Here is a 14018-nt window from a genome sequence, read left to right as displayed (position 1 = left end):
AGCGGGCTCGTTGTCTCAGCTATTCTGTTAATTATTTGCCAGCTAAAGCCTTGTAGCCTTCATAGCGGGTCTTAGCATCGTTCTGCGTCTTTTCAAAGAGCGCTTCGGCTGCCTCTGGGAAGGAACGCTTGAGGTTGATGTAGCGGTTCTCACCCATGAGGAATTCCTGGAACTTGTCAAAGTCCGGCTCTTTGGAGTCGAGGCTGAACGGATTCTTATCCGTGCCGATGAGCTGCGGGTTGTAACGGTAGTTAGCCCAGTAGCCGCACTCGACAGCAAGTTTTGCCTCGAGCTGGCTGCAGCCCATGCCTTTGCGGATGCCGTGATTGATGCACGGTGCATAGGCGATGATGAGGGACGGGCCTGGATATGCCTCAGCTTCCGTGATTGCCTTGAGCAGCTGATTCTGGTCAGCGCCCATAGCAACCTGAGCAACATAGACATAGCCATAAGTCTTAGCCATCATGCCAAGGTCTTTTTTCTTCGTCTTCTTACCAGCGGCTGCGAACTGTGCGATAGCGGCTGCCGGCGTGGATTTCGATGCCTGGCCGCCCGTGTTGGAGTAAACCTCGGTATCGAATACGAATACGTTGACGTCTTCGCCCGATGCGAGAACGTGGTCAACACCGCCGTAACCGATATCGTAAGCCCAGCCGTCGCCGCCGAAGATCCACTGCGAACGTTTGACGAAGTAGTCTTTGTTCTCGTAGAGTTTGTTCAGCAGTTCATCGCTGCCCTTCTCAGCTTCGAGCAGAGCCGTGAGTTTATCGGCACGCTCGCGAGTGCCGTTGCCGTTGTTGAGGTTCTCGACCCAATCCGTCAGAGCGGCCTGCAGCTCGGCGCTGCCTTTACCTGCCTCAACGGCCGCCTTGGCATCAGCAGCCAGGCTGTCGCGAACGGATTTCGTGCCGAGGAACATGCCGAGACCGAACTCAGCGTTGTCCTCGAACAGGGAGTTGCCCCATGCCGGGCCATGGCCGAGGTGGTTCGTCGTGTACGGCATAGCCGGTGCACTGCCGCCCCAGATGGAAGAGCAGCCCGTAGCATTGGCGATCATCATGCGGTCGCCAAAGAGCTGCGTCAGAAGTTTTGCATACGGCGTCTCGCCGCAGCCAGCGCAGGCACCCGAGAACTCGAACAGCGGCTGCTCGAACTGGGAACCGAGAACCGTCTCTTTCTTCATCGGGTTCTTCTTCGGAGCGACCTTCTTCGCGTCGACACCGTAGTCGAAGTATACCTGCTGAGCCTTGAGCTCATCGTCAAGCGGCTTCATTTCGAGGGCCTTGACCGGGCAGACCTGTGCGCAGTTGCCGCAGCCGAGGCAGTCCATCGTCGATACTGCCACCGTGAAGTTGTAGTCCTTGACGGCCTTTACCTTCTTGGACGGGAAACCTTCTGGAGCTGCTGCGAGCTCTTCGTCCGTCGTCAGTACCGGACGAATCGTAGCATGCGGGCAGACATAGGAGCACTTGTTGCAGCCAATACATTTTTCAGCATCCCAAACCGGAACGCTGATAGCCGTGCCGCGTTTCTCATAGGCCGTGCCGCCGAGCGGGAACGTGCCGTCAGCCATTTCGCCTGCGAATTTGGAAACCGGCAGTTTGTCGCCTTCCTGGCGGTTCATGACATCCTGGATTTCCGTGATGAAGGCCGGAGCGTTCTTCTTCTCTGCTGCCTCATCCTCGGCATTTGCCCAGTCAGCCGGAACCGTTACGCGATGCAGGGCCTCGATACCTTTATCGATAGCACCGTTGTTCATATCGACAACCTTCTGGCCCTTCTTGCCATAGGATTTTACGACGGCATCCTTGAGGTAGTCAACAGCCGTGTCGATAGGAATGATGCCCGCAATCTTGAAGAATGCCGACTGCATTACCATGTTGAAGCGGCCGCCGAGGCCGAGCTCTTTGGCGATGTCGACAGCATTTACCGTGTAGAACTCGATGTTGTTCTTAGCGATGAAGCGCTTCATGTAAGCTGGCAGATGCTGCGTGAGGTCTTCATCGGACCAGGTCGTGTTGAGCAGGAACTTGCCGCCCTTCTTGAGGCCTGCGAGCAGGTCGTATTTGTAGACATAGGACTGCTGCGAGCAGGAGATGAAGTCTGCCTTGTTGATGAGATACGGGCTGTTGATCGGCTGTTTACCAAAGCGCAGATGGCTCATGGTAATACCGCCGGATTTTTTGGAGTCATAGGCAAAGTATGCCTGAGCATACATGTCGGTCTTATCGCCGATGATCTTGATGGCGCTCTTGTTAGCGCCGACCGTACCATCAGAGCCGAGCCCCCAGAACTTGCAGGCCGTCGTGCCTTCCGGCGTCAGGTCAACATCGCTCATAACCGGTGCGAGGCTCGTGTTCGTGACATCGTCCTCGATACCAATCGTGAAGCCATCTTTCGGAGCGTCTTTCTTGAGTTCTTCGAATACGGCGAAAATCTGATCCGGCGTCGTGTCCTTGCCGCCGAGACCGAAACGGCCGCCGACGATAATCGGGCTCATGTCGGAGTTGTAGAAGGCTGCCTTGACATCGAGGTAAAGCGGCTCACCCAGCGAACCCGGCTCTTTCGTATGGTCAAGGACGGCAACTTTCTTGACCGTCTTCGGCATGAACTGGAAGAAGTGCTTGAGCGAGAACGGACGATAGAGATGAACGTTCATGAGACCGACTTTTTCGCCGTTCTGGTTCAGGTAATCAACCGTCTCCTGGACTGCCTGGCAGACAGAACCCATTGCGATGATGATGCGGTCGGCATCCTCGGCACCGTAGTAGTCGAACAGGTGATGCTCGCGGCCCGTGATTTTTGCCATGTCAGCCATAGCTTCCTCGACGAGATCCGGCAGCGCGTTGTAGTATTCATTGGAAGCCTCACGGCTCTGGAAGTAGACGTCCGGATTCGTTGCCGTACCGCGGATAACCGGATGATCCGGGTTCAGTGCGCGGCGGCGGAATTCCTTAACGGCATCCCAGTCGAGAATCTTGCTGAGGTCATCGTAGTCGACCATTTCGATTTTCTGAATCTCGTGGGAGGTGCGGAAACCGTCAAAGAAGTTGATGAACGGAACACGGCCCTTGATGGCAACGAGATGGGCAACCGCCGAGAGGTCCATGACCTCCTGTACGCTTGCCTCAGCGAGCATAGCGCAGCCAGTCTGGCGGGCAGCCATGACATCCTGATGGTCGCCAAAGATGTTCAGCGAGTTGGCAGCCAGTGCGCGTGCCGATACGTGGAATACGCCCGGCAGGAGTTCACCGGCAACTTTATAAAGGTTCGGAATCATCAGCAGGAAGCCCTGGGATGCCGTATAGGTAGTCGTCAAGGCACCAGCCTGCAAGGAACCGTGAACGGCACCTGCTGCGCCAGCCTCGGACTGCAGCTCGATGACACGGACCGTCTGGCCGAAAAGATTCTTCTTGCCCTTGGCGGCATCCTCATCCACATGCTCAGCCATCGGCGAAGACGGCGTAATCGGATAGATTGCCGCAACATCGGTGAAAGCATAGGAAATGTAGGCGGCAGCCTGGTTGCCGTCCATCGTTTTCATCTGTTTGCTCATGTTTTGTTTGCTCCCCTCTATTAAAATAGAATTGCAATATATAGCTAGGATAACGCGAAAACCGCGCCGTGGTCAGTAATCTATGTTACTGAAGATAATCACACAATAAATTTTGCGTATATCCCCACGTAAATAACATTATATATCGTAAATGGACAAATGTAAATATTATGTTACATGTTTACATATAGAAAAGCCTTCCCCACAGGGGAAGGCTGTATTTATTTGTTTTCCTTGCTGTGACGGTACCCATAGGCGAAGTAAATCAGGATGCCCACGGCACTCCATACCCAGAAACGCTCCCAGGTCATCGATGAGAGGTTGTACATAATGTAGGCGCAGCTGGCAATGGCCAGGGTTCCCATGACGTAAATCGCCGGACAGCGGAAGGGACGCTTGATGTCCGGATATTTGCGGCGCATGACCATGACGCCTACGGACGAAACGATAAAGGCAAAGAGCGTGCCGACGCTGCACATCTCGGCAACGACGTTGATGGGCGTAAAGCCGCTAATCAGCATGACGGCGAGACCGACAATCACCGTGATGCGGTGCGGCGTCGCGTATTTCGGATGAATCTTGCAAACGGCTTTCGGAATCAGCCCGTCGCGGCTCATGGCATAGAAGGCACGCGTCTGCGCATACATCATGACGAGCAGTACGGTCGTAAGCCCGGCAATCGCGCCGGTACCGACTACGGCTGAGCCGAAGCGGTAACCGAGTTCGCGCAGGACAAAGGCCACTGGCTCGGCATTGTCAAGCTCCGTATACGATACATTGCCGGTCATGACGGCCGTCACGGCAATGTAGAGCAGCGTGCAAATCAAAAGCGAAGCGATGATGCCCGTCGGCATATCGTGCGCTGGATTTTTCGTCTCCTCGGCAGCTGTCGCAATGGAATCAACGCCAAGATAGGCGAAGATGATTACAGCCGCACCTGCCGACACGCCAGCGAAGCCGAACGGCATAAATGGTTCCCAGTTGGCGGGATTCACCGTTGGCGCCGCCAGGAACAAGAAAATAAAGATGGCCAGCAGCTTGACCCCGACGAGAATCTTATTGACCGTGACGCTTTCCCGAACGCCCCGCACGAGCAGGAAGGTCAAAAAGCCCGTAATCAGCACGGCCGGCAGGTTCACGATACCGCCATCGGCCGGGACCATCGTGTACTCAGCCGGAAGCGTAATCCCCGCCGATTTCAAAAGTCCCACGACATAAGCCGACCAGCCGCCGGCAACGGCACTGGCACCAACCGAATATTCTAGCACGAGGTTCCACCCTACTAACCATGCCAGAAGTTCGCCGACCGACGTATACGCATAGGCATAAGCACTGCCCGCCACCGGAATCATCGACGCAAGTTCCGAATAAGCCATGCTGACAAAACCACAAGCCAGGCTTGCCAATAAAAACGAAAGCATCAGTGCCGGTCCGGCATACTTGGCTGCCGCCACGCCCGTGAGTACGAAAATGCCCGTTCCCACAATGACACCAATACCTAAAAGCGTAACATCAAGAGAGCCTAACGCCCGCTTCAGATGGGATTTTGACGCATCGCTTTGATACTCGGCAATGCTTTTTGTGCGAAAAATCCCCACACAATCACTCCTCAAATTGTTTTCTCTGGATAAACATACTGTTGTATTATACCACACTAAAGGACAGAAGCAAACACAAATTTTGTAATTCTGTAAGCAGGATTCCCTTGTAGCACGTCGAATAAATAAGCTTTGATAGAGACCAATAGGTAATTGTGGGATAAAGCAAGGAGTGTGGCGACCTATGATCAAGAACATGACTATCTATGTCATCCTCAAGCTCGAGTACGGAAAAGGACAGGAAAACGTCTACACGAGTATTCTCAACGTCTCTTCCAGTAAAAGTACCGCAGAAACCTTCAAGGAACACTACGAGGAAGAATTTGCCGATGAGATTGAGCATGAACACGATGGCCGCTTCGTCTCCATCCATCTGCATAAGGCCCTGATTCAATTGGATGATGAAATTATAGCACCAGATATGTTTATCCGCTTTATTGGCGACAAAAATGTACGTGACTATTGATTGTGCAGATGAAAAAAGACCAGCTCACTGAGCTGGTCTTTTGTATTGTCGTCATAATGGTCGGGATGACAGGATTCGAACCTGCGGCCTCTTCGTCCCGAACGAAGCGCGCTACCAAACTGTGCCACATCCCGACAACAGAAACTATTATAACGCAGTCTTCGGATTAACGCAAGTCTTTTTTTCTTTTTTTTGATAAAACCACAAAAAAATTATCGGGATGATAATCAGCGTAAATACCGTCGAGGTCAAAAGGCCGCCGATGATAACCCAGGCCATCGAGACGCGCGTCTCACTGCCTGCCGTCATCGCAAGAGCCGTCGGCATCATGCCGACCATCATCGTAATGGTCGTCATAAAGATCGGCTTGAGTCTTACCCGGCCGGCTTCAATAATGGCTTCCAGCGCCGTCCGGCCGCGGTCCATCAGCGTCAGCGTGTAGTCAATCAGCAGCGTACCGTTCTTGGCGACAATGCCGTCCATTACCAAAATACCAATCATCGAATAGAGATTGAGGGTATTGTGGGTGATGAACAGCAGCAGAATCGAACCAATGATTCCCAGTGGCAGCGAAAACATGCGGATAAACGGCGTGATGACCGACTCATAGAGCACGGCCAGCAGCATATAGATGAGCACCAAAGCCAGGAAAAGCGCGCTCAAAAGGTCTGAGAACGTATCGTTCATACGGGTTGCCTGTCCCTTGAACTGATACGTTACCGTATCGCCAAGACTTGCTTTCTTCATGGCTTTTTTGACATCGCTCATCACATCGCCGATGGGGCGCCCGCTGATATTGGCACCGATGGCGATGGCCCGCTGCTTATCCACCCGTCGTATCGATACCGGACCGCGGCCGTTCTTGATTTCGGCAACATCGCCAAGATAAATGAGCTTGCCGCCAGCCGAAATCGGCACATGGGCGACATCAGACGGCTTATAGCCATCGGCGCCTTTGAACCGGACCTTGATATTGGTATCAAGACCGCTATTGGCCGCGTCGTTTTTAAGTTCCCCGGCCGACAGGCCCGAGATAGCCGACGCAAAGGCCGTATCGACGTCGGCAAGCGACGTGCCATAGGTCTTCAGCTTCTGCCGGTCAACGGTCAGCTGAAGCTCCGGCATGCCCTCGGTATAGGAACTGTTGACGTCGGTAACGCCTTTGACATCGGACCGTAAAATATTCATGACGCGCTCGGCGGCCGCGTTGAGTTCTTCGGTATTGTTGCCGCGAAGCTCAATCTGCAGAGCACCGCCGCCATTTCGGGCGCCACCGCCGCCCGAGATGCCGGCCACGTTGCTCTGCGTTTCGGCAATGCGGATGTCCGCATCCTTGATATCGGCCGCAAAGCGGCGGACTTCATTGGCCACATCCCAGACCGAACGCGAACGGTCCTTGCGGTCGTAAAGCTGGACTTTGATGCGGCCTTCATAGGCCGTGGAACCGCCCGCCTGAGTCATATAGTACTTGACTTCAGGAATTTCGGCAAGTTTGCCCTCAAGTTTTTTGGCAATGCGGTTGGTCTCCTCCGACGATGACCCAATCTGCCCCTGAATGTTGATGGTAAAACTCGACTCATCCGTCTGCGGCATATACTCGGAACCGACGAGTCCCAAGGGCACCATCGAAACAACGGCAATAAAAATCACCGTTATGCCGCCAAGCAGTTTTTTCTGATGGCCAAGGCTCCAGCGCAGGATTTTCTCATAGTATTCCACGGCATTACTTTCCAGCCGGTCCATATAATCCCAAAGCTTTGTCTTTTGCGGATGATAGCCATGCTTGTAAAGCCTTGATGCCAGCATTGGCGTCAGCGTGAAGGAAACGAACAGCGAGAAAAAGCCAGCAAAGACGATGGTCAGGCCGAACTGGCGGAAATATTGACCGGTCATGCCCTCCATAAAGGCAATCGGCATAAAGACAGCAGCATCGCAAAGCGTTATGGCGATAGCGGCCATGCCGATTTCGTTGCGCCCATGCTCGGCGGCCAGTTTCGGCTCCTCGCCCATTTGCAAATGGCGCGTGATATTTTCGAGCACGACGATGGAGTCATCGACCAAAATACCAACACAAAGCGTCATGCCCATCAACGACATCATGTTGAACGTAAAGCCGGCCACATACATGACGAAGAACGTGGCAATCAGCGAGGTCGGAATCGCCACCATGACGGCTGCCGTCGAACGCCAGCCGCGCAGGAACAAAAACAGCACGAGCCCTGTCGTGATAAGGCCCTCAATCAGGGTGCCGAGTGTGTTGTGGAGCGAATCCTGAACGTAATCGGCATCGTTGGAAACCACGACAAATTGGTAATCGGGATAATTCTTCCGCAGTTTTTCCACGGCTTTTAGAATGTTGCCCGCCGTCTCGACGACATTGGCATCACTGTTTTTATAAATCAGGACGTTGATGGCATCTTCCCCATTCAACCGGCCATAGCGCGCAATGCGCGCATCCTGTTCGCGGACGGTTGCGACGGCAGTCAGCGGAATCATCTTGCCCTCGGTGTTTTGCACCTGTACCTTTTCGATGTCCTTGGCCGTCTTGTACTGTGCAATGACGCGGACATCGGATTTAGTTGTTTCCGTATAGACGGAGCCCGACGGCAGCAGCTGGTTTTCGTTGCGGATCGCCGAACTGATTTTGCTGAGCGTCAGTTTGTAGGCCGCCATCTTGTCGCGATCGACTTCCACAGCCACCTCTTTATCCCGGCCGCCGTGCAGTTCGATTTCCGAAACGCCGCCGGCCTGCTGCAATACCTCTTGAAAGGTGTTATCCGTCATAGAGTAGGTATCGGCCAGACTGTGCTGGCTGATGACCGCCAGCTCGACAATTGGCTTGGCGTTGATATCGCGCTTAATGACGACCGGCGAATCCGCTTCATCCGGCAGTTTGTTTTTGATGGCCTCGACTTTCTTGGTCGCATCAATCGCCGCCGTATCGGCATTGGCATCAAAGTTCAGCTCGAGCATGATGCGGGCGCGCTCATAGCTGGCCGTCGAGGTGATTTTCTTGACATTTGACACCGAGGACAGCGCATCCTCCACCGGCTTTACGATTTCCTGCTCAACAGAATCCGCACTGGCCCCCGGGTATTTTACCGAGACCGTGACGTAAGGCGTGTTAAGTGCCGGCAGCAGCTCGACACCAATGCGATAGTAACTGTACAGGCCGAGCACCACGAAGAACATGACGATCATCGAGATGCCAACCGGCCTATTAATGGAAAAACGTGTCAGATTCATTCGTCTGCCTCCGCTTCATCGCCATCGGCTACATCGACCTTAGTCCCTGTCTGCAGCTTGTCCTGGTTGGACAGGATAACTATGTCGCCATCTTCGAGGCCATCGATAATCTCTTCGTCATCGTCGTTCATCAGGCCGATTTTGACCTCGCGTTCCTCGACGGTGCCGTCTTCGCGTAGCACAAAGAGCGTCTGCCGCCCGTTCTTAGAGAGCACGGCCGCCTTCGGCACGAAGAGCGTATCCCGCCGCTGCAGGATGTCAATCGCCGTATGCGCAAAGAGCCCCGCCTTGATGGCGTCCTTGCTCTCACTTAATTCAATGCGGACCTGATACGTTTTGGAACTGTCATCCATCGCCGGGCTCACGTAGACAATCCGCCCGACGTAATCCTGCCCCATCGCATCAATCGTCACATTGACGTCCATGCCAGGCTCGAGAATCGCCGCATCGCTCTCCGACAGCGTGCAATCGACATTGATATGGCTGTTGTCGACGAGCGAGAGCACCTTCGTGCCCGCCGATACGATGGCACCGACCTCGGCATTGCGGTAGCCGATAACACCATCGCGCGGCGCCCGCAGGATCATATCGTCGCGCTGTTTGCGCAGGGCATCAGTAGCATGCCTCTGCTTTTCAGCCGTGTATTCCTTGGACTGGACGCTGGCTGCGTCACCGCCTTCCACCTGATTGGCGAGCACATCAAAGGCTGCCTTGCTGGCCATATACTCCTGCTCCACCGAGTCGAGTTTATCCTGCGATATCGCCCCGATGGAAAAGAGATACTGATTGCGCTGATAGCGGCTGCGCTCCAATTCGTACGCATTCTTGGCCTTGATGTAATTGGCATCATAGGAAGCCGCCGCTTCGCGGGCATCGGCCTGGGCGGCATTGGCCGCCGCCGCATTCTGATTGATGGAGATATCAAGGTCTGCCGTGTCCTGAACCATAAGGACCTGGCCGGCTTTGACCACATCGCCCAGTTTGACATTGACCGCCGTAATGCGCCCCGTGTATTTGGGCGCCAGCGGAATATTGGCATCGGCAACCGTCTGCCCCGACAGCGCAATGTGCCGCATCATATCCTGCCGCACTACGGTCTGCACTTTGACGAGCGGATTGCCATGACGCACCGCCTTTTTTGTATTCCGGGCATTGCCGAAATAAAAATAAAGCGCAACAGCTAATACCACCAGGCAAGCCGCCGCCGCAATAAGCTGCTGTTTTCTATTCATGTCTTGAAACTTATGACGCATGGTCTTTCACCCTACCTTAATATGATAGCTTTATTTTAACACGCAGAGCAGGTAAATGCACACATTTGCAGAATATTTTGGTATAGTAAAAATTTGAAAGCGAGGCCATCTACATGAAAGCAGTTGAAATCAAGAAAAATATCTACTGGGTCGGTGCCATCGACTGGTCCATGCGCAGTTTTCACGGCTACCAGACCGGCCGCGGCACAACGTATAATGCCTATCTGATCATCGACGATAAAATCACGCTGATTGATACCGTAAAAGACAGTTTCGCCGAGGAACTGCTCGCGCGGATTTCGTCCGTCATCGATCCAGCCAAAATCGACTACATCATCTCCAACCATGTCGAGCCGGATCATTCAGGCTCACTGGCCATCCTTGCCCAGCAATGCCCGAAGGCAAAAATCATCACCAGCCTGCCCAACGGGCTAAAAGGCCTCAAGGCACGCTATGGGGAGCTGCCCTACGAAGGCGTAAAAGCCGGCGACCAGCTCGATATCGGCAAGCGCAAACTGCAATTTGTACCGACGCCCATGCTTCACTGGCCCGACAGTATGGTCACCTACTGCCCCGAGGAAAAAATCCTGTTCTCTAACGACGCCTTTGGCCAGCACCTCGCCTCGAGCCAGCGCTTCGACGACGAAAATGACTTGTCAACCATTCTGTTCGAAGCCAGAAAATACTATGCCAACATTCTCATGCTCTACGGCCGTCAGGCACAAACCGCCCTTCAGGCCCTCGGTGGCCTTGATATCGAGCTGCTGGCCACTGGCCATGGCGTCATCTGGCGCAGCCATATCCCCGAAATCATGGCCTGCTATCAAAAGTGGTCTGCCTGCGAAGTCGAAGAGCGGGCCGTTGTCGTCTTTGACAGCATGTGGCACGCAACGGAAACGATCGCCCACACAATCGCCGAAGCTTTCCAGCAGCGAAACATTCCCTGCTCACTTTACGATATCAAAAAGAATCATCTCTCCGACATCGTCACCGATATCTTCACGGCCAAATACCTCGCCGTAGGATCTCCGACCATCAACAACCAGATGATGCCGACCATCGCAAGCTTCCTCTGCTATCTAAAAGGCCTTGCCCCGAAGAATCACCTGGGCTTTGCCTTTGGCTCCTACGGTTGGGGCGGCCAGAGCATCGCCCAGGTCGAAAACGAACTAAAAGCCGCCGGCATTGAAATCATCCTGCCGAATATCCGCATCGCCAACACGCCCACTGCCGAGCAGCTGGCAAAAATCACCGAAAGCATAACTAACATCTGATATACGAAAAGAGGACTGTCACCAGTCCTCTTTTTCATGTTTTAATTACCTTGAAATTCTTCAGGAGTTCCTTCTTCTCAGCTTCTGACATTGCCGAGCGCTTATTTTCGCCCTCAACCATCTTCAGGTAGGATTTTTTCTTCTTTACCTTATGCTCATGACCGCGTGAAGGCTTATGTACCTTCTCCTCTTTGCCATAGTCCAATAGTTCCAGCATGTTAATCTGCTCGAGAAAATCCTTGAGATACCCTCTTAACCTGGCTTTGCGGATAGCCCTGGCCATGGCGATGGCCGCTTCATCCTGAAGCTCCAGCAGACTGCCGCGTTCCAAGAGCGAAGGCTCCAAAAGTTTTCCTAATCCGATACGGTTCAAATAAGCAGACAAGTTCCCCCGAGAATATGCCAGCCGCATCCTCTCCTGGAGGCGGATGGCAGCCCGTACAAGAATTCCATCAAGGCGTTCATCAAAACCGTCATGCTTCATGAACACACCTCCGCTGCGAAAACTTGCGCACACTTAACTACCTTAATAGTTCGTTATCCCGCCAAAGAAATCCTGCTGAACCAACCAGATATTTTATTCTTTTTTAAATCATATTGAGGGGCTTCGTTTTCCCCTTGACTTTCGTCTTAAGCGTAACGATAAACGTCGTTCCCTTACCCAATTCACTTTCAATGCGGATGTCGCCCTGATGAAGGTTGACAATCTCCTGGGCAATTGCAAGACCTAAGCCATTGCCGCCCATCTCACGCGAACGGGCTTTATCGACGCGGTAAAAACGGTCGAAGACTTTTTCCTGATCCTCAGGCGATATGCCGATTCCCGTATCGGCAACCGCGAGACTTACCTTGCCCTTTTCTGCCTTGCGGAACTCGACTGTCACCTGCCCGCCCTCCGGTGTATACTTTACGGCGTTGTCGACCAAAATCAGCACCAGCTGGCGAATTTTCTGTTCATCGGCATGAATGATGGCCTTCGGCAGGCGGTCGGCCACCAGCGTAATCTTTTTCTGCTCAGCCAGCGGTGCCATAAGCCTTGCCGTCTGCGCTACCACTGCGCCGAAATCGAACTTCGACGGCTTAAGTTTTAGCGCTTTATTGTCGCTGCGGGCGACCACCAACAGGTCGCCGACGAGTTTCGTCATTTTCTTGACTTCATCCCGCACGTCTTCAATAACCTGTTTGAGGAACGGCGACTTTATCGATGGGTCGTTCTGCAGCAAATCGGCCGACGCCATGACAACAGCCAGCGGCGTGCGCAGCTCATGGCTGGCATCGGCTGCAAACTGGCGCTGCTTTTCATAGGCTGCTTTGAGCGGCACCATGGCCTTGCCCGACAGGATATGGCCGACAATCGTCGCGACAATCAGTGCCAGCAGGCCAAGGCCGGCCATGATGGTCGTCGCTTTCTCCATGCCGTTGTAAAGCGCCGTGACATCTTTTCCGACGTAAACCGTCTGCGGAGTCATGCCCGGCTGCTGAATCTTCTGCATGGTCATCATGATTTTCGTCTTATGACCATTTTCCCGCGGCTTGGTGACGACCGCCACTTCGCCCTCGCTGGAATTCCACTGATTCATGACATCGAGGATAAAGGGTTCGATGCGGAACGATGCCCGGGCAAAATTGAGCAGGCGGCCGTCCTCGTCAAACACATAGAAGAACAAGCGGTCATTCGTGCTCTTATACGCCACCGTATCATCGATGACCAATTCCGGATGCTGATTGAGATATTTCTGTGCCTCGGCGACATTATCGGCCGTATCCCAAAGCTCCCTTGCCTGCTCCGAGCGGATGGACCATTCCATGGACTGATGCATAGCAAAAATCAGCACGGCCAAAAAAATAATCATAACCAGCGAATAAAGCATCGTCAGCTTTCGCCGGCTCTTACCAAAAAGGTTCTCTGTCATTACTTATGGGCCTCCAGTTTATACCCAACGCCGCGAACCGTCTTGATAATCGTATCTCCATCACCAAGGTCAAGCTTTTTGCGCAAAATCTTCATATACGAATCGATATTGTTGGAGCTGACATCCGACTCGAGTCCCCAAATGCGGTCAAGGATAATATCGCGCGGAACAACGATGCCGATATTCTGCGCCAGCAGGTCGAAAATCTGGAACTCACGCGGCGACAGCTGAATGACATCGTCCTTTTTCTTCAAGACCTTAGCCGTGCGATTCAGCGTAAAATCGCCAACTTCTACTACATCCTGCTGGATTTTCTGCGTGCTGCGGCGTCCCAGCGCGCGAAGGCGTGCCAAAAGTTCGGCAAACTCAAACGGCTTTACGAGGTAATCATCCGCCCCGGCATCAAGCCCCGTGACCCGGTCTTCCACCGAATCGCGCGCCGTAAGCATCAGAATTGCTTTTTCATAGCCCTCATGGCGCAGGCGGCTGCAAGCCTCCACACCAGTCACGCCCGGCATCATCCAATCGAGCACAAGAATATCATAATCGGTGTACTTGGCATATTCATAAATATCGTTGCCATTTGTCACCCATTCAACCTGAATATCATTCTGTTCCAGCATATACTGGATTAATTTCCCCAGCCTTTTATCATCTTCAGCTAAAAGTACGCGCATAAATAAAATGCCTCCCGGATAGTTTATCTTATCTA

The 14018-nt window shown here is 53.3% G+C and carries 9 protein-coding genes and 1 tRNA gene; 2 read left to right on the top strand and 8 right to left on the bottom strand.

Translation table 11 applies throughout. The features are described 5' to 3' along the window. Positions 1-31 precede the first annotated feature (31 nt). The gene (gene nifJ, locus FZ040_RS00160) at positions 32-3556 is read right to left on the bottom strand and encodes a pyruvate:ferredoxin (flavodoxin) oxidoreductase (RefSeq protein ID WP_149170131.1); all 3525 of its coding nucleotides are present in this window, start codon (positions 3554-3556) and stop codon (positions 32-34) included. 221 nt (positions 3557-3777) lie between these two features. Next, positions 3778-5154: an amino acid permease gene (locus FZ040_RS00155; RefSeq protein ID WP_149170130.1), complete on the bottom strand. Its 1377-nt coding sequence runs from the start codon at positions 5152-5154 to the stop codon at positions 3778-3780. 184 nt (positions 5155-5338) lie between these two features. On the opposite strand from FZ040_RS00155, the gene FZ040_RS00150 reads away from it, so the two are divergent. Continuing rightward, the gene (locus FZ040_RS00150; protein ID WP_149170129.1) at positions 5339-5620 is read left to right on the top strand and encodes a hypothetical protein; all 282 of its coding nucleotides are present in this window, start codon (positions 5339-5341) and stop codon (positions 5618-5620) included. 57 nt (positions 5621-5677) lie between these two features. Here the strand turns inward: FZ040_RS00150 and FZ040_RS00145 are convergent. The 3 genes from FZ040_RS00145 to FZ040_RS00135 all read right to left on the bottom strand — a co-directional run bounded on the left by FZ040_RS00145 (position 5678) and on the right by FZ040_RS00135 (position 10098). After that, positions 5678-5754 (bottom strand) — tRNA-Pro (locus FZ040_RS00145). A 13-nt stretch (positions 5755-5767) separates the two neighbouring features. Beyond that, the gene (locus FZ040_RS00140; RefSeq protein ID WP_149170128.1) at positions 5768-8866 is read right to left on the bottom strand and encodes an efflux RND transporter permease subunit; all 3099 of its coding nucleotides are present in this window, start codon (positions 8864-8866) and stop codon (positions 5768-5770) included. Next, positions 8863-10098: an efflux RND transporter periplasmic adaptor subunit gene (locus FZ040_RS00135; protein ID WP_255448679.1), complete on the bottom strand. Its 1236-nt coding sequence runs from the start codon at positions 10096-10098 to the stop codon at positions 8863-8865. The genes FZ040_RS00140 and FZ040_RS00135 overlap by 4 nt, the downstream gene beginning before the upstream one ends. A 134-nt stretch (positions 10099-10232) precedes the next feature. Between FZ040_RS00135 and FZ040_RS00130 the strand changes: the two genes are divergently transcribed. Beyond that, positions 10233-11393: an FprA family A-type flavoprotein gene (locus tag FZ040_RS00130; RefSeq protein ID WP_149170126.1), complete on the top strand. Its 1161-nt coding sequence runs from the start codon at positions 10233-10235 to the stop codon at positions 11391-11393. Between the two features lie 34 nt (positions 11394-11427). Here FZ040_RS00130 and FZ040_RS00125 read toward each other — a convergent pair whose 3' ends face one another. The 3 genes from FZ040_RS00125 to FZ040_RS00115 all read right to left on the bottom strand — a co-directional run bounded on the left by FZ040_RS00125 (position 11428) and on the right by FZ040_RS00115 (position 13983). Then, entirely contained in the window at positions 11428-11877 is a 450-nt protein-coding gene (locus FZ040_RS00125) for a hypothetical protein (RefSeq protein ID WP_149170125.1), read from the bottom strand. A gap of 103 nt (positions 11878-11980) precedes the next feature. After that, positions 11981-13306 (bottom strand): sensor histidine kinase, encoded by a 1326-nt coding sequence (locus tag FZ040_RS00120; protein WP_149170124.1) that lies wholly within the window; start codon positions 13304-13306, stop codon positions 11981-11983. Further along, positions 13306-13983: a response regulator transcription factor gene (locus FZ040_RS00115; RefSeq protein ID WP_149170123.1), complete on the bottom strand. Its 678-nt coding sequence runs from the start codon at positions 13981-13983 to the stop codon at positions 13306-13308. Before FZ040_RS00115 ends, FZ040_RS00120 begins: the two co-directional genes overlap by 1 nt. Positions 13984-14018: the final 35 nt, after the last annotated feature.

The sequence above is a fragment of the Pseudoselenomonas ruminis genome (assembly GCF_008271295.1).
In the GTDB taxonomy this organism is placed as follows: Bacteria; Bacillota; Negativicutes; order Selenomonadales; family Selenomonadaceae; genus Selenomonas_A; species Selenomonas_A ruminis.
Note: the sequence above shows the minus strand (reverse complement) of the source record. Positions and strands in the feature narration are given on the sequence as shown.

Excerpts from the sequence above, each read along its gene's own strand:
- nifJ (WP_149170131.1), bottom strand. The coding sequence starts at position 3,556 with ATGAGCAAACAGATGAAAACGATGGACGGCAACCAGGCTGCCGCCTAC.
- FZ040_RS00150 (WP_149170129.1), top strand. The coding sequence starts at position 5,339 with ATGATCAAGAACATGACTATCTATGTCATCCTCAAGCTCGAGTACGGA.
- FZ040_RS00140 (WP_149170128.1), bottom strand. The coding sequence starts at position 8,866 with ATGAATCTGACACGTTTTTCCATTAATAGGCCGGTTGGCATCTCGATG.
- FZ040_RS00135 (WP_255448679.1), bottom strand. The coding sequence starts at position 10,098 with ATGAATAGAAAACAGCAGCTTATTGCGGCGGCGGCTTGCCTGGTGGTA.
- FZ040_RS00130 (WP_149170126.1), top strand. The coding sequence starts at position 10,233 with ATGAAAGCAGTTGAAATCAAGAAAAATATCTACTGGGTCGGTGCCATC.
- FZ040_RS00125 (WP_149170125.1), bottom strand. The coding sequence starts at position 11,877 with ATGAAGCATGACGGTTTTGATGAACGCCTTGATGGAATTCTTGTACGG.
- FZ040_RS00120 (WP_149170124.1), bottom strand. The coding sequence starts at position 13,306 with ATGACAGAGAACCTTTTTGGTAAGAGCCGGCGAAAGCTGACGATGCTT.
- FZ040_RS00115 (WP_149170123.1), bottom strand. The coding sequence starts at position 13,983 with ATGCGCGTACTTTTAGCTGAAGATGATAAAAGGCTGGGGAAATTAATC.